Origin of the sequence: Natronorubrum thiooxidans (assembly GCF_900156475.1) — an archaeon.
In the GTDB taxonomy this organism is placed as follows: domain Archaea; phylum Halobacteriota; class Halobacteria; order Halobacteriales; family Natrialbaceae; genus Natronorubrum; species Natronorubrum thiooxidans.
In genome coordinates this window covers 74,530-95,949 of sequence record NZ_FTNR01000003.1, presented here as the reverse complement: position 1 = coordinate 95,949, position 21,420 = coordinate 74,530, and the positions used below count along the sequence as shown (strand labels likewise).

Here is a 21,420-nt window from a genome sequence, read left to right as displayed (position 1 = left end):
TGGTGTCGGGCCGGCACGAATAAACGTTGTGTCGCTGCCCGCAGAGACACAAACGTTTCAACCACTCGAGTGAAAACGGTGATCGATGTCGGTGTCGCCGGGACAGGGACGGCTGCTCGCTGGAACGATCGCCGTCGGTGTGATCGGAGCGGTTGGCATTCTCGTCTCCCCAACACAAATCCTCGAGGTCGTCGCGTCAGTAGCCGCTGATCCCGCGCTGTTCGGACTGCTCGTGATCGGGCTCTATCTGCTGCGGCCGTTGTTTGCCCTTCCGACGACGCCGCTTGCGTTCGTCGTCGGCTACGGCTACGGCGTCACACTTGGGGTTCCGATCGCACTGGCCGGTGTCGTCACGACCGTGGTGCCCGTCTTCGTCGCTGCACGCTGGTTCGACGGCGCTGATATGGGTACGTCTTCAGGGCCGCTTGTCGGCTGGTTCGGAAGGCTCCTCGAGCGAACCGGGACGACGGTCTCACGGTACTACGAGGCCGCAGGACCGATCCGTGGGGTCATCGTCTCGCGGCTGGCACCGATTCCGTCGGACGTCTCGACGTGTGCAGCGGCGATCAGCGGCGTGCAGCTTCGTGAACTCGTGATCGGGACGATAATCGGCGAACTTCCCTGGACGGTCGCTGCAGTCGTCGTTGGCTCCTCGGCGGCAGCCGTGACGACCGGCGGGGTCGGCGACCTCGGTCTCACGCTCACCGTCGCCTGTCTGCTCGCCGCGCTGGCACTGCTTGCAGGCCCCGTCTATCGAACCGTCCGCTCGCGGACGCAGCGATGGCCCGTCGATCGGTAGATAGACCGTTCAACGGAACGGATCACTGCAGTCGATGATGACACCGTGTTGTGGACAGACGTACTTGCAGTGGCGCTTGTACATCGCCGTCTCACAGAACGGACATGGCGGCCCGCCCGCTCTGTGGGTTTCAGTGCTGTCGGTCACGGATCACCAGCACTCGAGGGGCTGTCTGCAGCGGTAGACGGGATTGCTCGGCCGCGATACATTGGGTACGTCATACTGACGGCTGGTATCGTTATGAACGCGACGGACTCGAGTGACACCAGTTCCCTGTGGCTCTCGGATTGCCTGTCGACTCGAGAAATATCCACAAAAATCTTTCTCGGAAGAATGAGTATGGATAGCGTTAAGACGGCGTTCGTGGACCCTGCGGATGGTGTTACCAATGACCATGGTTTGTGCAGAACGGCGGGGACGTTCGAACGAACGGAGTCACCCGGGAAGCGACGACGTGTTTAAGTGGACTGGTTCGACTGTCGCGCGACGGTGGGGTGTGAACGCGGCTCTGGTAGGGCATGATCCTATCGAAGGGGGGCGGGTCAATGGCTGATTCGGACGATCTCGGTGCTGTCGGTCGCTTCCGCGAGGAACTCGACCCGATCGTGTTCCTGTTCGGGGCCGGCCTCTCGGTTGGCATTATTGCACTCTACTTCCTCAGTCCGGCGACCGTCGAAAACGCCATCGGCGTGGCAAACGAGGCGATGCTCCAGTATCTGAATTGGGCGCTGTTGCTGATCGTCTTCCTCATCGTCCTCTTCTTGCTGTTCCTGATCGTCGGCCCGTGGGGGAAGATTAGACTCGGCGACGAGAAACCGGAGTACAGCTTCCTCTCGTTTTTTGCAATGTTGTACTCGGCTGGCTTCGCCGCTGGAGTCGTCTTCTGGGGGCCAACCGAGGCGCTGTTCTACTACGACAACCCGTCACCGCTGTTCGATGTCTCCAGTGGCTCGGCTGCAGCGATGACGGTCGCCGTCCAGCAGACGCTGTTCCACTGGGCGCTCCCGCAGTTGGCGGTGTTTACGATCATGGGGATCGCGATCGGCTACTTCGCGTACAACTACGAGAACGTCCCACTGCGCGTTTCCTCGGCGCTGACGCCGTTGCTCGGTATCGACAACCTCGATGGTGCCGCCGCGAAGTTCATCGACATCATCGCCGTCTTCGCGACGATCGGTGGCGTCGCGACGTCGCTTGGCTTCATCGGCAGCCAGTTTGTCACCGGGCTCGACTACCAGTGGGGGATCGACTTGGGGAACACCGGGGTCCTCCTCGTCGTGACGACGATGACGCTCCTGTTTACGATCTCGATGGTGCTCGGCGTCGACCGCGGGATCCGACGGCTCTCGAATTTCAACATGATCCTCTTCGTCGTCCTCATGGTGGCGACGTTCATTCTCGGTCCGACCGTCTTCCTCGTCTTACTCGGGACACAGGCTTTCGGCGGTATGGTGACAAACTTCGTCTCAATGAGCCTGTTTACCGGCGCGGGTGTCGAGGGTGGCACCCAGTGGGCAAACGACTGGACCGTCTTCTACTGGGCGTGGGCCCTCTCATGGTCGCCGTTCGCCGGCCTGTTCATTGCACGGATCTCCAAGGGACGCACCGTTCGTGAAGTCGCATTTACGGGTATCGCTGCAACCTCTGGGGCGACGATTCCGTGGTTTACGTTCGTCGGCGGCTCAGCGGTCTGGGCCCAGCACAACGGTGTCACGGATATCCTCGGCCCCGTCGGCGAACACGGCGCGCCGGTCGCCGGCTTCGCCCTCTTCGAGGCGTTCCCGCTCGGTTCCGTGTTCATGATCGCCTTCATGATCCTCGTCACCACGTTCTTCATCACGTCGGCGGACTCCTCGACCCTCGCCGTGTCGATGATGACCACCGGCGGCAAGGCCAGTCCCTCGAGCATCAATCGGGTCTTCTGGGGGGTCGTCCTCGGCATGACGGCGGCGATCCTGATGATCCTCGGCGGCGTCGACGCCTTGCAGTCGGCCGCGATCATCACGGGTGGCCCGTTCGCGTTTGTCTGTCTCTTCGCGTTGCTCGGCCTCGCTCGGGAGTTCAGCTCGAAGTTCGGCCGCGTGCTCCTGCAGGATGACGCCTGGATCATCGGCTCGCGGCCCGAACGGGCCTCGACAGGGGAGACGGATGCGATTCCCGGTGATGACGACGACTAACGTCGACGGTCGCTAGCAGCGTTATCGCATCGCTGACGGGGACAGATCATCCACAAATCGAAAACGCGTTTCGAGCCGTTCGCCGTCAGAATCTCCGCTCTCGAAACCGGCTCAGCACTCGCTCCAGCCACAAGACTCGCAGGTCTTGCAGCCTTCCGAGAAGTACAGCGACAGCGAGCCACAGTCGGGACACTCCGGCGACTCGCCGGCGTCGATGAGGTCCTGAGTGGCGTCGTCGTCTACTTTCGAGCCGTTCTGGGCGGCAGCGCCGCCGTCGGTCTGTGGGCCGTCGTACTCGGCTTCCGTTCCCGTATCAGCCGCATCCTCGAGCGTCTGCTGGGTTGGGTACGGCTTGTCGATCTCGCCCTCGAGATAGCGACGCATCGCGGTGCCGATGGCGTCCGGGATAGACTGGATCTGCTCGCCTTTGTCCCAGGCGACTTTCGGACTGCGCGTGCCACAGAGTTCGTCGACGATCTCGTCGGGGTCGACACCCGAGCGTAGCGAGGTCGAGATGACCTTCGCCAGCGCCTCGGTAAAGGAGTTCGTGAAGCCACCGGAGTGGCCGATGTTCGCGAACAGTTCAAATGGCTGGCCGGTCTCGGGATCCTCGTTGATCGTCACGTAGACTTTGCCGTAGCCGGTGTCGATACGCTGGCTGACACCCTGAAGGGCGTCTGGCCGCTCGCGCTTCTCGGTGAAGTCGACTTCGACAGGCTGGCGTGCCTCGCCGACCAGCGAGTCGACGTCTTCCTCGAGCACGTCTCGGACGTCCTCGCTCTCGAGGAACGCCTCGAGGCCACCGAAGATCTCGTCGATCTGTTCGACGAGCGCCTGTGCGGCTTCCGTCTCGTCGGCGAAGTCGGCGTTGTCGGCCCGCGTCGTCAGCACCTGTTTGCTGCGGGTGCCGTCGCGGTAGTAGGTGACACCCTTCCCGCCGTTCTCGTAGACCCACTCGAAGACCTCCTTGGCGTCCTCGAGCGAGGAGTCGTTCGGTGCGTTGACCGTCTTCGAAATTGCGGAGTCGACGCCTTTCTGTGCGGCACACTGGACCGCAGCGTGCTGTTTCGCCGAGAGATCCGAGGTGATGACGAACAGTTCGCCGATGGCGTCTGGCACCGTCGAGAGGCCTTCGACGCCGTCGAACTGGTTGGTCGCCATCTGCTCTTGGGCTTCTTCCTTGACGGCATCGACGTCGATGTCATTGTCCTCTAAGACGCGCAGGAAGTAGTCGTCGAACTCGACCAACATCTCGTCGCCCTGGACGTCGTCGGTGACGTTCTTGTAGTAGGCGACGTTGTAAATCGGCTCACAGCCACCCGTCGTGTTGCCGACCATCGAGGTCGTCCCGGTCGGGGCGATGGTCGTCACGTTGTGGTTGCGGATCGGGAAGCCATCGGCCCAGTCGTCGGCGTCCTCGCCGGTCTGTTTCTCGAACCACTCGCGGTACTCGGTCGGCTCGGCGTACTTCGAGTCGTCCCAGTCGTTAAAGGAGCCACGCTCGGTCGCGAGGTCGTGGCTCGTCGCCTTCGCGCCGTGGTTGATGTGGGTCAGCAGCTGACTGGCGACCTCGTTGCCCTCCTCGCTGCCGTACTTGATGCCGAGCTGGATGTAGAGCTGAGCAAGCCCCATGATCCCGAGGCCGATCTTGCGCATGTCACGGACCTTCTCCTCGATCTCGTCGACCGGGAAGTCGGACATCGTGACGACGTTCTCGAGGAAGCGCGTGCCGTACTCGATGCGCTCGTCGAACTCCTCGACGTCGATTGCCTCCTCTAAGAAGGCCGCGACGGCCGCTTCCGTGGAGTCGTACTCGTCTTCGTGTTCGTCGGACCAGACACGCCAGTCGGGTGCGTTCTGGTCGGCGACCGTCGAGAGGTTGATGTGGCCGAGGTTGCAGGCCTCGTACTCCTCGAGTGGCTGTTCGCCACACGGGTTCGTCGCGAGGATACGGTGGTCCTCCTGTTCCTCGATGTCGAAAGAGTGCTGTTTGTTGACACGCTCGAGGTAGATGACGCCCGGTTCGCCGTTCTCGTGGGCGCCTTCGACGATGCGCTCGAAGATGAGTTCGGCGGGGATCGACAGCGGCTCGCCGACCTCGACGTGCTCGCCGAGATCGTAGCGGCTGTACATCTCCTTGGTCTCCTCGGTGGCGATGTGTGGCTCTTCGGTGCGCGGGTTCGTGAATGTGAACTCGTCGCCGTTTTTGACGGCGTCCATGAAGCCGTCGGTGATGCCGACGGAGATATTGAAATTAGAGAGATGGCCCTCGACGGCGTTGCGCAGGTGTTTCGGAACCCGTCCTTCCTCGTCGATCAGCTCGCGGGCTTCCTCGAGGGCTTCGGAGAAGGTCGTATAGGTGTAGTCGTCAGGGTCGTTGAGCCGCAGCGTGTGGGCAAGCGAGACGTCCTTGTTTTTGGCGTGGATGAACTCGATGACGTCCGGGTGGGAGACGCGCATGATCCCCATCTGGGCACCGCGTCGGGTGCCACCCTGGGCGATCGTCTCACAGAGCTGGTCGTACGTGCGCATGAACGTGATCGGGCCGGAGGCGATACCGCCGGTCGAACCGACCGAGTCGCCGTAGGGGCGCAGCTGCCAGAAGCCGTAGCCGACGCCGCCGCCGGACTGGAAGACCTCCGCGGCCTTCTTTGCGGTTTCGTGGATGTCCGAGAGGTCGTCGTCGGGGCTCATGACGAAACACGCCGAGAGCTGCTGGAGTTCGTCGCCGGCGTTCATCAGGGTCGGCGAGTTCGGCATAAACGAAAGGCTTTCCATCCCCTCGATGAACGTCTCGGCGACGTCTTCGACGTGTTCGCGTACGTCTTCGGGGAGTTCGGGAACGACCGTGTCGTAGGCGAACTTGTTGACGTTGTGCTCGGTCAGTTCCGTTTCGACGTCGTCATCTGCGGTCGTCCCCTCGCCGAAGACCTCCTCGGCGAGTTCGTCTCGGCGTGGATGGTCGGGCTTGAGCTGGTCGGGCGTGACCGTGACCTCAAGGTCGCAGTTTTCGGCCTCGTAGACGGCTTCTGCGAGGGCGACGTTCTTGCCGACGCGGTCGAAGAGGTCTTCTTGCTCCTCGATGAGTTCGCCGTCAGCGTCCTTGCGCAGGTACCGTGCGGGCAGGATGTTGTGGTAGGCGTTGTCGGTCAGGCGCTCCTCGAGCGTGTCGCCGTCGGTGCGCTTGATCGGGAGGGTGAGGTCAGCCGCGGAGAGCTCCGAGTCGCTCATGCGCGGGTCACCTCGTCAGTATCCCGTTTCCGGGTGGCGATTCTGGCGGAAGAGTGGGTTCTGGATTCCATCATTCGTAACGAAGGTTCGATAGTCAGCCATGCATCTTAAAACTGGGTATTTCGTCCCACTTTTGTTGGACTAGTGCAAATCCAGTTGTATAGATGTCTCTGGACTGTTTCGTGTGTCGGTTCGATCACGATCCTCGAGATGACCGTATTCGGTGCTATCAACAACTACAACGCCAACGGTCTTAACGATTTTCAGACCGAACTGAAAGTAGCCACAGCAATAATGAATCGCCACCTTGTCGGGTGATTTTCAGTTTCGCAGTGGTGACATTCTGACTACGAAGACTATTCATATTTCATGATAATCTTGATTCTTGTTCTCTCATCTCATCCAGAAAGATTACGTCCCTGTAGTACAGGGTATTCCGTATGTTCGAACCGCTAACGTCCTCGACGATCCTGCTCATTCTGGCGGGGCTGGCTGCCTTCGCGGTCGCCGTCGTTGCGATCCGCATCGCGATCAAACTGGCCGTCCGACTCGGTATCGTCGCCGCGGTCGTGCTCGCCGCGCTGTGGGCGACCGGCACCCTCGAGTTGCTCCCTGGCGTCTGAACCTGACGATCGGATGACTATCTCTGCTTTTGCTGCCGTTTGATACCGAACGCGACAGGAGCTATAGTAGCCACTGAAAGTCAATGCACACCAGATCGCATGACAGCTATGCGATCTGTGTGTAAATCGTTTCAGTTGTTACTATAGACCGACTCGAGGAAGTTTTCGATGACATCGTGCCCAACAGCCGTCAGGACACTTTCCGGATGGAACTGCACGCACTCGAGTGGATACTCCTGGTGGCGCACACCCATCACGAGCGTCTCGTCCCCGTGTTCGGCCGTCGCCGACACCGCGAAACAGTCAGGCACCTCGGTGGCGACCAGCGAGTGATAGCGACCAGCCCGAAAGCCCTGCTCGAGTCCCTCGAAGACGCCCTCGCCGTCGTGGTCGACCGCAGAGGCCTTGCCGTGGATCGGGTCGGGGGCGCGGCCGACGGTGCCGCCGTAAGCGTAGACGGCAGCCTCGAGGCCGAGACAGACGCCCAGCGTCGGCACTTCGGGACTGAGTTCGTCCAGTACGTCCATCGTAACGCCGACGTCGCGGTCGTTTTTTGGATGCCCTGGCCCCGGACTGATGACGATCGCGTCGGGATCGACAGCACGGACGTCCTCGAGCGAGGCGGTGTTTTTCAGAATCTCGGTCTCGGTGCCCGGCAGTTGGCTGACGTACTCGACGAGGTTGTACGTAAACGAGTCGTAGTTGTCGATAAACAGTACTGTCAGCGCCGCTGCATCCGCGTCGACAGCCGACTGCTCGCCCGTCGCGCTCATCGGCTCACCTCCGGCGTCCGCTCAATGGCTCCGCTTGAGTCGTCCTCGCTGCCGTCGGCAGGCGTCTCGATCGCCTCGAGGGCTGCGAGCACGCCGCCCATTTTCTTCTCGGTTTCCTCGTACTCGGCCTCGGGGTCGCTGTCGGCGACCAATCCAGCACCGGCCTGAACCGTAATCCGGTCTCGATCTGCCTCGTTTTCAACCGTTGCCGTCCGGATCACGATCGCGAAATCGGCATCGCCCGTCCAGGAGTAGTAGCCGACGCCGCCGCCGTAGAGCCCGCGTGGCTCAGCCTCGAGCGTGTCGATGATTTCCATCGCGCGGATCTTCGGTGCGCCCGAGAGTGTGCCGGCGGGGAACGACGCACGCGTCGCGTCGAACGCATCGGCGTCCGTTGCTAACTCACCGGTCACTGTCGACTCGATATGCTGGACGTGGCTGTATTTGAGGACGTTCATGAACTCGTCGACGCGGACCGACCCGGCCTCCGAGACGCGCCGGACGTCGTTTCGCGCCAGATCGACCAGCATCGTGTGTTCGGCGCGCTCTTTCTCGTCGGCCAGCATCTCGCCGGCTAGTCGACGGTCCTCGACGGGACTCGAGCCCCGATCACAGGTCCCGGCGATGGGGTTGGACATCACTTCGCGCCCGCGCACGGAGACCAGCGTCTCGGGGCTCGCGCCGACGACGGTCAGATCGTCGTGGTCGAGCAGATACATGTACGGTGACGGGTTCACGTCACGCATCGCCTCGTAGAAGCCGAGCGGGTCGACGTCGCCGTAGAGTTCTCGCGTTCGGGAGATGACGCCCTGATAGATGTCGCCGTCGAGGACGTGTTCTTTCGCCCGGCGGACGCTCTCTTCGTACTCGTCTTTGGGGCCGGCGATCTCTTCGTCGCGGACGAACCCGCCCGTCTCCGGTTCGGCGGCCGTTCGCAGCGTTTCCGCGACCGCGCGTGCCTCCGCGAGGAGGTCGTCGTAGACCGCGTTGGGATCGTCGCCGGCCTCGAGAACCGGCGTACACACGAGTGAGACCGTCCCGTCGCGCTCGTCGAACGCGAGCGTCTTCGTCGTCAGAACGAACTGGGCGTCCGGGAACCGCGAGTCGGGCCGCTCGAGGCCGACTTCCTCGAGCCAGAGGTCGTAGACCGCGTCGTAGGCGAGAAAACCGACCAGCCCGCCGGTCAGATGCTGGCGGTCGTGGTTGGGTGCGTTCGGGAAGTCGACATCTGGCATCGCTGCTCGGAGCGCGTCGACGGTGTCGCCTTCGACGTCCGTCTCGACGAGATCCAGCGGCGCGTCGTCGGTCAGCGCCTCGACGGTCGTCCCCTCGGGCTCGACTGTGACGACGGCGTCAGGATCGTAGCCGACGTAGGAGTAGCGCGCGTGGCGGTCCGCTCGCGTCGAACTCGGGCGGAACGCGCCGTCCGGATCGCTCGAGGCGGTTTTCTCCGCGCTCTCGAGCAAGAAGGCATAGGGCGCTCGCTCCCGGTCGCTCGAGGGTGAGCGGCCAGTGAGGGCGGCGTAGGCTGCAAGCGGCGTCGTCTCGACGTCGATGGTGACGACGGTTCGGACGACTGTCGGCCGGTCCTCGCGGTCGCCCGCATACTCGCGGAAGGTCTCGCGGTCGATATCCAGCGTCGGCGTCGGGTTCGATGGGGTGGCTGAGTCAGTCATGGGAGATGGGACGAATCCGGCTCTACCGTTCGATGGGCGGTCGTGGCTCGGTCGACGAACGATTGCACTGCGGTTGGGTCCTTGCTGCCGTCGTCGGCTTCGACCCCGCTTGCGGCGTCGACGGCGAACGGCTCGACGGTTCGGACCGCATCCGCGACGTTGTCCGGGGTGAGCCCACCCGCGAGAATCAACGGCGACTCGAGGTCGGTAGCAGCCTGTCGGGTCCGCTCCCAGTCGTGGGTCTTTCCGGTGCCGCCACCGCCGTCCTCGCCCGGCGTATCGACGAGGAGGGCGTCGACGACGTCGTCGTAGGCGGCTGCGTTCGTCGCGTCGTCGGCATCGACCGCGTAGAGGAGCTGCGCGTTGATGGACGATCGCAAGTGGTCGAGGTCGTCCGGCTCGAGACCGCCGTGGATCTGGAGGACGTCCGGCCCGACCGCATCGACCAACTCGCGTGCGTGGTCGGGATCAGACGGCATCGTCACGAGTACCGTCGTCACAAACGGTGGCGTGGCCGTGACGAGTTGCCGTGCCTGCTCGATCGAGACCTCTCGTGGCGTGTCGACGGAAACGCCACAGATGATCCCGACCGCATCGACACCCGCGTCGACGACCGTCTCGAGGTCGGCTTCGGTCGTCAGTCCACAGATCTTGACGCGTGTCATCGCTGTACCTGCTCCGAGGCCCCCTCACAGAGGCGCTCGAACTTCGCCGCCGCCGTGCCGGACTCGATCGCCTCGAGCGCGGTGTCGGCACCTGCCTCGAGCGAGTCGGCTTCGCCCGCAACGTAGATCGCTGCGCCCGCGTTCGCGAGGATGACGTCGCGCTTTGCGCCCGTCACGTCGCCCGCAACGATACCGCGCATGTCGTCGGCGTTTGCCTCGGGCGAGCCGCCCGCGATGTCCGTGATATCGTGTTCTTCGAGGCCGAGATCGGTTGGCTCGAGCGAATACTGCTCGACGTCGGAGCCCGTTACTTCCGCGACGGTGGTCTCGCCGTGGATGGCGATCTCGTCGGTGCCCGCGCCGTGGACGACCAGCGCGCGGTCGACGTGCATTCGGGCAAGTGCTGCCGCCAGCGTCGGGACGAGACCGGGGTCGTAGACGCCGACGACCTGTGCGTCCGCACCCGCGGGGTTCGTCAGCGGCCCGAGAATATTAAAGACCGTTCGCATGCCGAGTTCCTTTCGCGGCCCGATGACGGCTTTCATTGCAGGGTGGAACACCGGCGCGAGCATGAAGCCGATGCCGTCGCGTTCGATCGCTTCTTCGACGGCCGGTGGCTCGGCCTCGACGTCGACACCGGCGACCTCGAGAACGTCTGCGCTGCCAGACGACGAGGAGACGGAGTAGTTGCCGTGTTTAGCGATTGGCACGCCAGCGCCGGCGGCGACGATCGCGCTCGTCGTCGAGACGTTGATCGTATCGTAGTCGTCCCCGCCCGTCCCGCAGGTGTCGACCAACGGCTCCCGGTCGGGCGAGATCGTGCGGGCAGCCTCACGCATCCCTTCCGCGAAGCCGGCGATCTCCGCTTCCGTCTCGCCTTTCGCACGCAATGCCGCGAGCAGTGCGCCGATCTGTGCCTCCGTTGCATCCTCGAACACCGCCGTCGAGGCCGCTCGAGCCTCCGTTTGTGTCAGATCCTGTCCGTCAGTCACCCGTTCGACGTATTCCTGCATAGTGAACACCAATGTACGTAGTTGTCTTGTAATGTCCAAATCAGTACATCGACTTAAATGTGTCGTCGGAGTGTGTGGGGTCGACACCCGAACAGCAACCGATTCGAAACCTTCAATTACCGTGGCGGGCAACGATTGATTGCAGACGAGGTGGCGACGGACGCCACGGAAGCGAAACCAGGCGGGTTGGTGGTCTAGTCTGGTTATGACACCTCCTTGACATGGAGGAGGCCGGCAGTTCAAATCTGCCCCAACCCATATTCGTGGAGTAATGGTTCCTAAGGAGTGATTCGCAAAACGCCTCAGCATCTATTGCTCGTTGATCTTTGATTTCCACAATCACCACTCGTTTTTGTCGAAATCGCATGAAAGCAGTCTTCTCTGGATAATGAATGTCTGCCGATTAAGATTTCAAATTGCAAGTGTAGCTAGCACGATCAACGCGAATTTCGACAAAGCATGGGAAGACGCGCGAGATCGAAAATATGAGCGTATGAGCCTGATTATGGATTCGATTCCTGTACTAAACCGACTAAAGGGCCAGTCCTGAATGGATTTCGCACCTACGCTAATCACTAATCATTCTATTCAAGGCAGACACCAGTATAGTCGCAGCCGACAGTGTCCTGCGGCGATCGATAGTGTGCTATCAGCGGTTTCTCGAGTCACACAGATACTGCCGGACAACAGTCAGTAACCGCCCGATCGCGTCTCATGGCTCATCGGCGAAGGCGACGAGCGTTCGCGTGCGATCGAGGCGTGAATCGTTTTGTCCGGCAATATGAGCCAACCGAACGGATGCCGGCTCGCATCCGAGCTATCCGATGTCGGTTAGTCCTCTGTGGCCGTTTCAGACGCCTCACGTGTCGCATCCTGTGACGATTCGAGGTGGTCGGTTCCGGCGTCGGCGTCCGGTATCTGCCGTGGTAAGAACGTCGACGCAATAAGCAAGAGTAACACGAACAGGACGAGCAGCAGCAGCGTTGCCCGTTGCGCGTCGAACATCGCCGCCTCGAAGATCTCCTCGAGCAACTGTCGTTGTGCCGGAGTGAGTTGGGTCAGGAACTGTTGCTGCGTGGCGTCGGTCGCTGTCTCTGCTGCATCCTCGAGCGCGATTACCAGATCAGTTCGCTGCTCGGCCGAAACGGTCTCGTGTTCCGCTCGGAGGACGCCATCGACGACACCCCCATAGAATCGGCCGAGAAAATACGAGCCGATCACTGCGGTCCCCAGGGAGAACCCGATCGAATAGCTTACGTTCAGGATGCCGGATGCCTCGGCGGAGTATGCGGTCGGGACGGCCGACATCGTCATATTGGTAATCTGTGCCAGTACGAGTCCGACGCCGGCCCCATACAGCGCCACCGGGAGTGCCATCCTGACGATCGTCTGACTGGGGCCCGTCTGCTCGTACAACAGCACCAGCGCAACGCCCATACACACGATACCGATCTGGATAAGCGTCCTTGGCGAGATGTACTTCCGCCAGTTGGGCGTAACCGTCGAAAAAAGGATCGACGCGAGTGAATACGGTAACAGCGCGACCCCAGTTTCAAAGGCAGTGTATCCGAGTACTGCCTGGAGATAGACCGGGAAGATAAAAAAGAAGCCAGCCGAGACGATCGAGCGCATGTTGTAGGTGAGAACGCCGGCCAAAAACGGGCGGTTCGTCAGGACGTGCAACGGAACGAGCGGCGACTTCCCGGCCCGTTCCAGTCGACGTTCGTACTGAACGAACGCGGCGAATCCGAGCAGTCCGACCCCGAGAAACCAGATCGCCGGCGACGTCCCGAACGGATTGAACTGCATCTCGCCGACGACGAACGGCCGCCGTTCCACTAACCACCCGTACTTCCCGCTCAGAAGGAACCCAGTGACGAGCGACGTCGAACCGACGATTGACAGCGCTGTCCCACCTTTATCCAGTGAACTGGGTGTTTCTGACAGTGGGTTCGGGCTCACATACTGCGCGAAGAAGAGAATAACCCCCACACCGACGAGTTGCAACGTAAATCCCCACCGCCAACTCGCGTACGTAGTGAGTGCGCCACCGATAATCGGTCCAATAGTTGAGCCAACCCCGCTCACGCCAGCTAACAGTCCGAATGCCTTCGCCCGGTCATCGTCTTCGTAACTGATTATCAGTACCGTGAACGTCAGAGGAAATATCACAGCGGCCGCGGACCCCTGGATGAGCGACCAGCCGAGATAGAGTATCGTCGTATTCCAGCTAATCGACGCCACCAGCGTCCCACCGGCATAGACGAGCAGTGCGACTGCCAGTACACGCCGAATACTATGCCGAGACGGCAGCGTCCCGGCTGGGAGAACCAGCGCAGCTGTCACCAGCGAGTAGAGTGCAACCGCCCCTTGAATCACGGTGACCGTGGTATCGAACTCGTCCACCATCGTGGGGATCGCCACGTTCATCAGGGATGCATTGAGGACCACGATGAACGTCGTCAGACTCACGGCGATTGCTGGGGCCCAGTACTGTACGCCGGCCTTGAGGCCCGTAGAGAGACGAGTACTCCCGTTGGAAGTAGACTCATCTGTGGGCATACAGTGGTCTAACGTGTTTGAGCCTCAAATAGCAGTCACCAGCGTCGAAGCGAACATTCGAGGGAAGAATCGACCGCCGCTTTGCTCTCCACATTTGATCCACCTCCCGTTTGTACGCTTGAGATGACTGTCTCACAATCGTATCCGAGCGTATTCATCATCATGTCACATATTACCATTCATGGCTACAGCATCGGAAGACCGGCCGGTACTGGTTGCGATCGCGAACCCCGAACACGCCGAGCAGTTGGCTCGGACGGCGGGTGATCTGGCTCGAGCGACCGACGGCGTCGTGCAGATCGTCTCGGTGGTGGTCAAGTCCCACGAGTCGCCGTTTTCGGTGTATACCGACGACGCAATCCTCGAGCAGTATTCGGGCGATGCACAGGAAACGCTGGATCGAGCGACGAAAGTTGCGCCCGAGGACGTGACGGTCACCGGCGAGTTGGTGGTCGGCAACTCGGTGTCCGATGGCCTGCTCACGGCGATCGAGCGAACGGACGCGCGGGCGCTCGTGGTCGGCTGGCAGGAGCGCCGTGGGCGGACCGACGCGGTACTCGGGACGACCGTCGATCGCCTGCTCAAGCGAGCGTCGTGTGATCTCTACGTCGAACGGATCGGGAGCGAGGCAAACGGCGTCGATTCGGTCTTGTTGCCGGTGGCCGGCGGCCCCCACGTTCGCCCGGCAGCTACCATTGCGAAGGCAATCGCGGCTCGCAACGACGCCACGGTGACCGTCACGGCCGTCATCGGTGCCGACGTAGACACTGACGTCGCACAGGAGTCGACCGTCGACGCACAGTTGGCACTCGAGGAGACCCCGGGGCCGAGTGTCGACGTGCAGATACGGCTCCACGACAGCGACGACGTTGTCGGGACGCTCGTCGACGAAGTGGCCGACCACGACGTCCTGGTGTTCGGTGCGACACGTCAGGGAGCATTGCATCGCCGTCTCGTTGGGTCGATTCCGCGGACTGTTATCAAACGAACCGATCGGACGGTGATCCTTGCTCGAGCCGATGATGCTGTCGGCGGGCCAGTGCTTCGACAACTGCAGCGGCTCAGAAATCTACCGTGACTGTGTCTGTCAAAGCGCAGGCGAATCCAGTACTGGTGGGATATACACCGAGACAATCTTGCAGTCCGGAGACGGTCACGAGACCACCGAGTGAAACAGTCGCGATTGCTCGGTCGACTCCCGACACAGAGTTTCCGATCGAGATGAAAATTTAAGCACTCCGCCGGAGTATGCCTAGGTATGACATACCAACTACGCTGTGATAGCTGTGATCTCGAGCGTGAGTGCCCCGACTGGCCAACGGCAAACAGAGACGCAAGTGCCCACGAGGCGGAGTACCCCGACCACTGGGTGAGTATCTACGATTTACAGGAAGCCTGAACTCAGATACCACCACGCTGCCGTCGGGTTTCGCCTTTCCATAGACTCTTGTTTGCGTGCGACACAGTTGTAGTAGATGCAGTACTACGAAGATATCGACATCGGGGATGTCGACGAGTTCGGTGAGTATCACGTCACGAAAGACGAACTCGTCGAGTTCGCTGAGCAGTACGATCCACAGCCGTTTCACGTCGACGAGGAGGCAGCCACTGACTCCGCGTTCGGTGAACTCATCGCGTCCGGGTGGCACACCGCATCGATCTGTATGCGGTTGCTCGTCGACGGTGCGCTCAACGACCAGGCCGGCATGGGTGCCCGTGGCGTCGACGACCTCCGCTGGAAACAGCCCGTCACGCCGGGCGATACGCTGTCGGTTCGGACGGAAGTCGTCGACAAGCGCGTCTCCGAGAGCGATCCCAAGCGGGGGTACGTCGACTCCCGTCTCGAGGGCATCAATCAGGACGGCGACGTCGTCATCTCGTGGCTCGCACACGCGATGATCAAGCGACGGAATCCCGACACGTGAACTACGGTTGGGGAAGTTGCTGTTCGACTCGAGCGAAATAAACTGAAACGACGGACCGCAGTGGCATGCTACACCGCTGTCTCCACATCGAGCGCTGCGGCGAGAATCGCGGTCTGGACCGTCCGCAGGTCCGTTTCCTGAATAGTTACGGCGGCCCGGAAGCGCTCGCGAACCTCGGTCACGGTCTGTGGGGTGGCGGCGAGATGGACGAGGGTGAACGCATCAGGCGCGACGGCTTCGGCGGACTCGAAGTCGGCTCGGTCGTACAGGGTGGCAAACGACGTGCGGATGTCCGCGACGAGTGTGGCTGTCACCTCGCCACCGGGGTCACCGGTAGGCACCGAATCCATGCTGGCATCGAAGTACGTTTCGGGGTCGACGACGCCTGCTTCGTCGTAGAGTGTGTCAGCGAGGGCGTCGGCGACTGGCTCCGAAACGTACACGCCGAATAGCTTGTAGTGGTCGCCGCCAGTCATACCCGACAGTTCGGGGCCGGCATATAAAAAAGGACGAGCAGTGATCGCGTCGTTTGCGACGTTGCATTCGCCAGACGCCGCTCAGAAACGCCGCCGAAGTTCCGCGAGCAGCCTCGGTGGAAGATTCAGGCGCGCCAGAACCTCGTTTCGCTGGGCTGGTGTTCCGTGGCCAGCGACGAACCCATTGAGTCGGGCCACGACTGTCGAGTCGACGAACGCGTCACCGTACTGTGCCTCGAGTTCGTCGCCGACAACCGGTGTCGAGCGGAGTTCGTACTTCTGGTGGTAGTCTTCTGCGAGGAACAGTTGCTCGAGCCGTTCGATTGCGGTTTCGGCCGACTGGCCGGTTTGCTCCTCGAGTGCGGTCCGCTGGCGCGTGGCAACTTCGTGCTGGTGATCGTCGTGAGTGAGGATGACGCCACGATACTGTCGTTTGTGTGCCGTCGACGTCCAGTCGTGGTTCGCCCAGCAGTCCTCGAGTAACTCGTCGTAGGTGACGGTCCCGGGGTCGTACACGACCTGCACGACTTCGGTGTGATCACCGAGGGAGTAGTACCGTGGATTGGGAGTCGTCCCACCAGCGTAGCCGACACGTGTTCGAACAACGCCCTCCATCGCACCGAACCGGGCGTCGGGGCCCCAGAAACAGCCCATGCCGAACGTCGCCGTTTCTGTCTCGCTCGGAGAGGGAGTGTCCCCCTGCTGCTCTAGCAGAGAGAACTCCGTGACGGACGGGTCTGACTCTTCCATACCCAATCGACGGGCTTCGGAGAGATGGCGTCTTCGCTCCAGTCGCTCGAGGCGGGCGCTGGTGGGAGCGGATGGACGCGATGGTCAGTACAGACGTTCGGACGGACCAAGTGTCCGGTGTTCGGCCGACTGGTCGCCCCTGTCAGCGGTCGTGTGTCCGTCTCAGAACTCGTAGTGAGCGATCTCCGTCGATCGACAGGTCGGACACTCCTCGCAGTCGTGGTCGAGTTTCTCGCCGCAGTTCCGACATTCGTACAACTCACCATCACTGTTGACGAGCAGTCGGAGTCGAGTCACGACATCCATCCCACTCGCTCGTTGGGGTGTGCATATTCTTAAGCGGAATGCCAGCATTGTGCGCGCGGTGTTGTCACCACTGATAGGTACGAATCTCCTCTCTCGCGGATAGCAGTCCGGATCACTCGCCGCTCGGGAACGTGGCCGTCGCTGTCCCCGTCAGTAGCGTCTCGTCGTGTTGGTTTGTCGCCTCGAGGTCGGCCTCGACGATCCCGTCATCGGGCTGGCTGTCGGCGAGTTCACCGGTCGCGACGATCGTATCGCCAGGGAAGACCTGCGACTGAAATCGGACACGAAACGCCGATACCGCCTCGAGGCCGAACCAGTCGGTGACGACCCGCGAGACGACGCCGGCCGTGAACATTCCCTGCCCGAAGACGCGGTCGTTGCCGGCCGCGCGGGCGTAGGGCTCGTCGTAGTGGATCGGATTGAAGTCGCCGCTCGCGCCGGCGTATTCGACGAACTGTCGGCGCGAGAGGTCGTCGACGACGACCGTTGGCCCGGTGTCGCCGACGGCGACGTCGTCGATGGAGGTGGCGAGCGGGCCGCCCTCGACTGTCGATCCGAACTCGGCTGTGGCCGTCTGTGTCTTCGGATCCGTTTCGGCGTCAGCGTCGCTCGAGTCACCCGACTCGTCGCCTTCTGCATCGTCCTGAACGGCTCCCTCGGTTTCGATGACGGTCGCCCGTTCCGTGAGGACGAGGTCGTCATCGCCGTCTCGATAGGTCGTCTCGTAGACGGCGACAGTCATCGTCCCGGCCCGGCCGCCGTCGCGCTGGTAGACGTCCGAAAGCGTCGTCGTCCCCGTCAGGACGTCGCCGACCTGTAGCGGCCGTTCGTACTCGTAGGCCTGCTCGCCGTGGAGGACGTATTCGGACTCGAAGCCGAGGTCGAAGCCGTGATCCTCGACGCCATCGGCCCGATACCGCGGGAACGTGCTAACCCGGGCATACGTCAGCGGAGCCGGAATTCGATCGTAGCCGCGCTCACGGGCGGCTGTCGCATCCCGAAACACCGGGTTCGGATCCGTGATCGCCCGCGCGAACTCTTCGACCTTGCCCCGTTCGATCCGAAACTCCTCGACGGTGACCCGCGAGTCGCCGACCATCGCCTCGAGGTCGGCCATCGACTTACGCGGCACGTGTGTCACCTCGAGCGCTCGTCCGCTGCGGTGGATCGTTCGAGTAGGCCCTCGATCGGGGGCGACGTGACGCCGTGGTCCGGTTTCGGTCCATTTTTAAAGCTATTAGGTAACAAAACGCATAAGCGTACGCCTCGAGGACAGCGCGTCGCGGTCGACAGCCGACCAGCAAGCGCGACCTGACTCCGAGCCTCGAACCGCAGCAATGCTCCAGCCGCGAATCCCGTACTGCACGCGACGTGCGGAAATCGCCCTCGAGACAGTCATTACGGGCGGAACGTCTATGGGGAACGCGGTGATATTTCCATGAGAACAATGACCAATGCAGTCATCGTCGATGCGGTGCGGACCCCCTTCGGTAAACGAGGCGGCTCGTTTCGCGACACGCACCCGCAGGATCTGGCGGCGAAACCGCTCGAGGCGCTCGCCGAACGCAACGGGTTCGAGCCCGAGACAGTCGAAGACGTCATCTACGGCTGTGTCACGCCGGTCGACGAGCAGGGGCTCAACATCGGCCGGCTCGCGCCGATGGTCGCCGGCTGGGGTGACGGCGTCCCGGGCGTCCAGCTCAATCGGATGTGTGGCTCCGGCCAGCAGGCGGTCAACTTCGCCGCGACGAACGTCATGGCCGGCCAGCACGACGTGTTGGTCGCCGGCGGCGTCGAGCACATGACCCGCGTGCCGTTGGGGTCGGACGGCGCTGACGGCGTCTCCGGCGGTGGTGCCGTCACGGACACCTATTTCGAACATTTCGACGAACTGACCCACCAGGGCGAAGGAGCCGAACGGATCGCCGAGGAGTACGGCTTTACGCGCGAGGAACTGGACGAACTCGCCGTCGACTCCCAGCGCCGCTGGGGCGAGGCCTGGGAGAACGGCCGGTACGACGATCAGCTCGTGCCCGTCGAGACCGAACTCGAGGTGGAGAGCGAGTCACGAAACGACTCGGAGAATCGAACGGAGAGCGAAGCGACCCGTGAGACCGTCACCGTCGAGCAGGACGAACACCCGCGACCCGAAACGGATCTTGAAACGCTCTCGAAACTGCCCCTATCGTTCCGCGAAGACGGTGAGGGCGTCCACCATCCGGGCAACTCCTCGGGGATCGTCGACGGCGCATCGGCGCTGCTGGTCACGAGCGAGGCGGCCGCCGCGGAACACGGCTGGGAGCCGATGGCCCGCATCACCCAGACCGAGGTCGTCGGCGTCGATCCCGTGACGATGCTGACCGGCCCGATTCCGGCAACCGAGGAGGTTCTCGAGAAAGCCGACATGACGATCGGCGACATCGACCTGTTCGAGGTCAACGAGGCGTTCGCGTCGGTCGTTGCCGCCTGGCTCGAGGAAACCGGCGCGTCGTGGGCGGACGTCAACGTCAACGGCGGCGCGATCGCTCACGGCCACCCGCTCGGGGCGACCGGCGCAGCGTTGCTGACGAAACTCGTGCACGAACTCGAGCGAACGGGCCAGGACACCGCGCTCTCGACGATGTGTATCGGCTTCGGACAGGGGATCGCGACGATTATCGAGCGCGTCTAGACGGCCACGACTCGGAATTACGACCGCGAAACGAACGCTCGAGGTTACTCGTCGAGGGCGTCGATACGCAGATCCTCGTCGAACTGGAGTGCGTGCTCGATCTCTTCGTCGGCGATGTCATCGAACGCCCAGCGGGCGATCGAGCGGCGGTGGACCTCGTCGGCACCGTCGACGATCCGGAACGCGCGGACGTCCTCGTAGAAGTGGGCGATCGGGAGGTCTTTTCCGATGCCGTTGCCGCCACAACACTGGAGTGCGAGGTCGATCGCTTCGTTGGTGACGTTCGCGGTGAACACCTTCGACATCGCGACCTCGATGCGGGCGTCGCTGCGATCGAGTTCGCGCGCGGCGTGGCGAACCATCGTTCGGGCGGCGTGGAGTTGCGTTTCGGCGTCGGCGATGCGGTGGCGAAGCGCCTGTTTTTCGTCTAAGGTCGTCCCGAACGCTTCGCGCTCGCTGAGATACGCCTTCGCGATGTCGAGCGAGCGCTCGGCCATTCCGGAGTAGCGCATACAGTGGGTGAGTCGCCCGCCGCCAAGCCGCATCTGGGCGACCTGAAAGCCCTGCCCTTCCTCGCCGATCGTGTTCTCGACCGGCACGCGAACGTCGTTGAACTTTACCTCGGCGTGGCCGCCCTCGCGTTCGGTGATGCCGTGGCCGCCGAGATGGGGGATGTTGCGGACGACTTCGACGCCGTCGGCGTCGGCGGGGACGAGAATGATCGACGTTCCCTCGTAGGGATGGGCGTCCAGATCGGTCCGGGCCATCACCAGATAGAAGTCCGCCTCGAGGCCGTCGGTCGTCCACCACTTGTGGGCGTTGATGACCCACTCGTCACCGTCTTTGACGGCGGTGCTCTGGAGCATTTTCGGGTCCGAGCCGCCGCCCTGTTTGGGCTCGGTCATCGCGAAGGCCGATGAGATCTCGCCCTGAACGAGCGGGCGCAGCCACTTTTCTTTCTGGTCGTCCGTGCCGACCATCTCTAAGGTGTGCATGTTCCCTTCCTGCGGGGCGTTCGCGCGGATCGCGTGTGCGCCGATCAGTGAGCGCCCGACCTGTTCGAACGAGGGGAGCATGTCGCTGAAATCCAGCCCCTGACCGCCGTACTCCTCGGAGACCTGTGGCGCAAACAGCTCCCGCTCTTTGGCCTGCTTCCAGAAGTCCTCGAGTTCGTCTTGCGTGAGCTGCTCGCCAGTCGCGAGTGCCTCTCGCTCGCGCGGAAGGACGACTTCGTCCATGAAGTCCTCGACGCGTCCTGCGACCGCCTTTGCTTTCTCGGAGTCGTGATACTCCATACCGAAATATATGCATACAACATTGTAAATGTATATCGGAATAATCAGTTACGGACATTCACAGACAACGCCCTGTGAGTTAACAGATGGTGGTCCTCGAGACGGTGTCCGAACTCGACCGCGAAACGGACTCCTCTCCGTCAGTTTCAACGCGACCGCGAACAATCCGGCGATCGTACCGGGACGGTGGGGTAGTAGATCAGCTGCGTAACGACTGTCCAGGTTCCTGACTCAGCGGTGACAGAGCCGTCCCGCTCGAGGGAAAGTAGGGCAGTAAACCCGGGCGGGGGCGGGAGCCCGCCCTGGCGTGAGAGACATGAGCTAACTCGAAGCGGGGGCGAGTCCACTTCCGAGCGATCCGGGCACGAACGCACGCAATCAGCTGGTCAGCGCGTCGTGGTCTGTTGGAGCGTGTACCCGGCGGGGTTGTTCATCCCCGCACCCGGAACAATGCAACTTGTTACCATTGTTATGCAGG

19 protein-coding genes and 1 tRNA gene are annotated in these 21,420 nt (G+C 62.2%); 8 read left to right on the top strand and 12 right to left on the bottom strand.

Features of this window, described 5'->3' with window-relative positions:
- Positions 1-85: 85 nt before the first annotated feature.
- Positions 86-799 (top strand): TVP38/TMEM64 family protein, encoded by a 714-nt coding sequence (locus tag BW940_RS05715; RefSeq protein WP_076608242.1) that lies wholly within the window; start codon positions 86-88, stop codon positions 797-799.
- Positions 800-808: 9 nt separating this feature from the next.
- On the opposite strand, the gene BW940_RS21715 is transcribed toward BW940_RS05715, so the two are convergent.
- Positions 809-946 (bottom strand): HVO_2523 family zinc finger protein, encoded by a 138-nt coding sequence (locus BW940_RS21715; protein WP_173834851.1) that lies wholly within the window; start codon positions 944-946, stop codon positions 809-811.
- A 398-nt stretch (positions 947-1,344) separates the two neighbouring features.
- Here BW940_RS21715 and BW940_RS05710 point away from each other — a divergent pair, with 398 nt between their 5' ends.
- On the top strand, positions 1,345-2,976 hold the full coding sequence (locus BW940_RS05710; RefSeq protein WP_076608241.1) for a BCCT family transporter: 1,632 nt from the start codon (positions 1,345-1,347) through the stop codon (positions 2,974-2,976).
- Between the two features lie 111 nt (positions 2,977-3,087).
- Here the strand turns inward: BW940_RS05710 and BW940_RS05705 are convergent, their stop codons facing one another.
- Complete coding sequence (locus tag BW940_RS05705; protein ID WP_076608240.1) at positions 3,088-6,207, bottom strand: adenosylcobalamin-dependent ribonucleoside-diphosphate reductase; 3,120 nt, start codon at positions 6,205-6,207, stop codon at positions 3,088-3,090.
- 440 nt (positions 6,208-6,647) lie between these two features.
- Between BW940_RS05705 and BW940_RS05700 the strand changes: the two genes are divergently transcribed.
- Entirely contained in the window at positions 6,648-6,830 is a 183-nt protein-coding gene (locus BW940_RS05700; protein WP_076608239.1) for a hypothetical protein, read from the top strand.
- 131 nt (positions 6,831-6,961) lie between these two features.
- Here the strand turns inward: BW940_RS05700 and trpG are convergent, their stop codons facing one another.
- From trpG to trpD, 4 genes are read right to left on the bottom strand one after another with little or no spacing between them, the layout of a single operon-like run.
- Entirely contained in the window at positions 6,962-7,603 is a 642-nt protein-coding gene (gene trpG / locus BW940_RS05695; protein ID WP_076608238.1) for an anthranilate synthase component II, read from the bottom strand.
- Positions 7,600-9,279: an anthranilate synthase component I gene (gene trpE / locus BW940_RS05690; RefSeq protein ID WP_076608237.1), complete on the bottom strand. Its 1,680-nt coding sequence runs from the start codon at positions 9,277-9,279 to the stop codon at positions 7,600-7,602. Before trpE ends, trpG begins: the two co-directional genes overlap by 4 nt.
- On the bottom strand, positions 9,276-9,944 hold the full coding sequence (locus BW940_RS05685; RefSeq protein ID WP_076608236.1) for a phosphoribosylanthranilate isomerase: 669 nt from the start codon (positions 9,942-9,944) through the stop codon (positions 9,276-9,278). The genes trpE and BW940_RS05685 overlap by 4 nt, the downstream gene beginning before the upstream one ends.
- The gene (gene trpD, locus BW940_RS05680) at positions 9,941-10,957 is read right to left on the bottom strand and encodes an anthranilate phosphoribosyltransferase (RefSeq protein ID WP_076608235.1); all 1,017 of its coding nucleotides are present in this window, start codon (positions 10,955-10,957) and stop codon (positions 9,941-9,943) included. Before trpD ends, BW940_RS05685 begins: the two co-directional genes overlap by 4 nt.
- A gap of 183 nt (positions 10,958-11,140) precedes the next feature.
- Here trpD and BW940_RS05675 point away from each other — a divergent pair.
- Positions 11,141-11,215, top strand: a tRNA-Val gene (locus BW940_RS05675).
- Positions 11,216-11,788: 573 nt separating this feature from the next.
- Here BW940_RS05675 and BW940_RS05670 read toward each other — a convergent pair.
- A complete protein-coding gene (locus BW940_RS05670; protein WP_235847773.1) occupies positions 11,789-13,519 on the bottom strand; it encodes an MFS transporter in 1,731 nt (576 codons plus the stop codon).
- A 181-nt stretch (positions 13,520-13,700) separates the two neighbouring features.
- Here BW940_RS05670 and BW940_RS05665 point away from each other — a divergent pair, with 181 nt between their 5' ends.
- The 3 genes from BW940_RS05665 to BW940_RS05660 all read left to right on the top strand — a co-directional run bounded on the left by BW940_RS05665 (position 13,701) and on the right by BW940_RS05660 (position 15,444).
- The gene (locus BW940_RS05665; RefSeq protein ID WP_076608233.1) at positions 13,701-14,597 is read left to right on the top strand and encodes a universal stress protein; all 897 of its coding nucleotides are present in this window, start codon (positions 13,701-13,703) and stop codon (positions 14,595-14,597) included.
- Positions 14,598-14,777: 180 nt separating this feature from the next.
- Complete coding sequence (locus BW940_RS21710; RefSeq protein WP_173834850.1) at positions 14,778-14,918, top strand: hypothetical protein; 141 nt, start codon at positions 14,778-14,780, stop codon at positions 14,916-14,918.
- A gap of 76 nt (positions 14,919-14,994) precedes the next feature.
- A complete protein-coding gene (locus BW940_RS05660; RefSeq protein ID WP_076608232.1) occupies positions 14,995-15,444 on the top strand; it encodes a MaoC family dehydratase in 450 nt (149 codons plus the stop codon).
- A 68-nt stretch (positions 15,445-15,512) separates the two neighbouring features.
- Here BW940_RS05660 and BW940_RS05655 read toward each other — a convergent pair whose 3' ends face one another.
- The 4 genes from BW940_RS05655 to BW940_RS05645 all read right to left on the bottom strand — a co-directional run bounded on the left by BW940_RS05655 (position 15,513) and on the right by BW940_RS05645 (position 18,093).
- Positions 15,513-15,920, bottom strand: coding sequence for a hypothetical protein (locus BW940_RS05655; protein ID WP_076608231.1), 408 nt, complete (start codon positions 15,918-15,920; stop codon positions 15,513-15,515).
- 81 nt (positions 15,921-16,001) lie between these two features.
- Positions 16,002-16,670 (bottom strand): peptide-methionine (S)-S-oxide reductase MsrA, encoded by a 669-nt coding sequence (gene msrA, locus BW940_RS05650; protein WP_076608230.1) that lies wholly within the window; start codon positions 16,668-16,670, stop codon positions 16,002-16,004.
- Positions 16,671-16,832: 162 nt separating this feature from the next.
- Positions 16,833-16,967: a hypothetical protein gene (locus BW940_RS22335; protein WP_268875528.1), complete on the bottom strand. Its 135-nt coding sequence runs from the start codon at positions 16,965-16,967 to the stop codon at positions 16,833-16,835.
- Between the two features lie 121 nt (positions 16,968-17,088).
- A complete protein-coding gene (locus BW940_RS05645; protein ID WP_173834855.1) occupies positions 17,089-18,093 on the bottom strand; it encodes an FAS1-like dehydratase domain-containing protein in 1,005 nt (334 codons plus the stop codon).
- A 330-nt stretch (positions 18,094-18,423) separates the two neighbouring features.
- On the opposite strand from BW940_RS05645, the gene BW940_RS05640 reads away from it, so the two are divergent.
- The gene (locus BW940_RS05640) at positions 18,424-19,647 is read left to right on the top strand and encodes a thiolase family protein (protein WP_076608229.1); all 1,224 of its coding nucleotides are present in this window, start codon (positions 18,424-18,426) and stop codon (positions 19,645-19,647) included.
- A 44-nt stretch (positions 19,648-19,691) separates the two neighbouring features.
- Here BW940_RS05640 and BW940_RS05635 read toward each other — a convergent pair whose 3' ends face one another.
- Positions 19,692-20,942 carry an acyl-CoA dehydrogenase family protein gene (locus BW940_RS05635; RefSeq protein WP_076608228.1) on the bottom strand — a complete coding sequence of 417 codons (1,251 nt, stop codon included), beginning with the start codon at positions 20,940-20,942 and terminating at the stop codon, positions 19,692-19,694.
- Positions 20,943-21,420 lie beyond the last annotated feature (478 nt).

Bases quoted from the DNA above. Each gene is read 5' to 3' on its own strand.
- BW940_RS05645 (WP_173834855.1), bottom strand. From the start codon at position 18,093: ATGGCCGACCTCGAGGCGATGGTCGGCGACTCGCGGGTCACCGTCGAG.
- BW940_RS05640 (WP_076608229.1), top strand. From the start codon at position 18,424: ATGACCAATGCAGTCATCGTCGATGCGGTGCGGACCCCCTTCGGTAAA.
- BW940_RS05665 (WP_076608233.1), top strand. From the start codon at position 13,701: ATGGCTACAGCATCGGAAGACCGGCCGGTACTGGTTGCGATCGCGAAC.
- BW940_RS05705 (WP_076608240.1), bottom strand. From the start codon at position 6,207: ATGAGCGACTCGGAGCTCTCCGCGGCTGACCTCACCCTCCCGATCAAG.
- BW940_RS05635 (WP_076608228.1), bottom strand. From the start codon at position 20,942: ATGGAGTATCACGACTCCGAGAAAGCAAAGGCGGTCGCAGGACGCGTC.
- msrA (WP_076608230.1), bottom strand. From the start codon at position 16,670: ATGGAAGAGTCAGACCCGTCCGTCACGGAGTTCTCTCTGCTAGAGCAG.
- trpE (WP_076608237.1), bottom strand. From the start codon at position 9,279: ATGACTGACTCAGCCACCCCATCGAACCCGACGCCGACGCTGGATATC.
- BW940_RS05655 (WP_076608231.1), bottom strand. From the start codon at position 15,920: ATGACTGGCGGCGACCACTACAAGCTATTCGGCGTGTACGTTTCGGAG.
- BW940_RS21710 (WP_173834850.1), top strand. From the start codon at position 14,778: ATGACATACCAACTACGCTGTGATAGCTGTGATCTCGAGCGTGAGTGC.
- BW940_RS05715 (WP_076608242.1), top strand. From the start codon at position 86: ATGTCGGTGTCGCCGGGACAGGGACGGCTGCTCGCTGGAACGATCGCC.
- trpD (WP_076608235.1), bottom strand. From the start codon at position 10,957: ATGCAGGAATACGTCGAACGGGTGACTGACGGACAGGATCTGACACAA.
- BW940_RS05660 (WP_076608232.1), top strand. From the start codon at position 14,995: ATGCAGTACTACGAAGATATCGACATCGGGGATGTCGACGAGTTCGGT.
- trpG (WP_076608238.1), bottom strand. From the start codon at position 7,603: ATGAGCGCGACGGGCGAGCAGTCGGCTGTCGACGCGGATGCAGCGGCG.
- BW940_RS05700 (WP_076608239.1), top strand. From the start codon at position 6,648: ATGTTCGAACCGCTAACGTCCTCGACGATCCTGCTCATTCTGGCGGGG.
- BW940_RS05710 (WP_076608241.1), top strand. From the start codon at position 1,345: ATGGCTGATTCGGACGATCTCGGTGCTGTCGGTCGCTTCCGCGAGGAA.
- BW940_RS05685 (WP_076608236.1), bottom strand. From the start codon at position 9,944: ATGACACGCGTCAAGATCTGTGGACTGACGACCGAAGCCGACCTCGAG.
- BW940_RS05670 (WP_235847773.1), bottom strand. From the start codon at position 13,519: ATGCCCACAGATGAGTCTACTTCCAACGGGAGTACTCGTCTCTCTACG.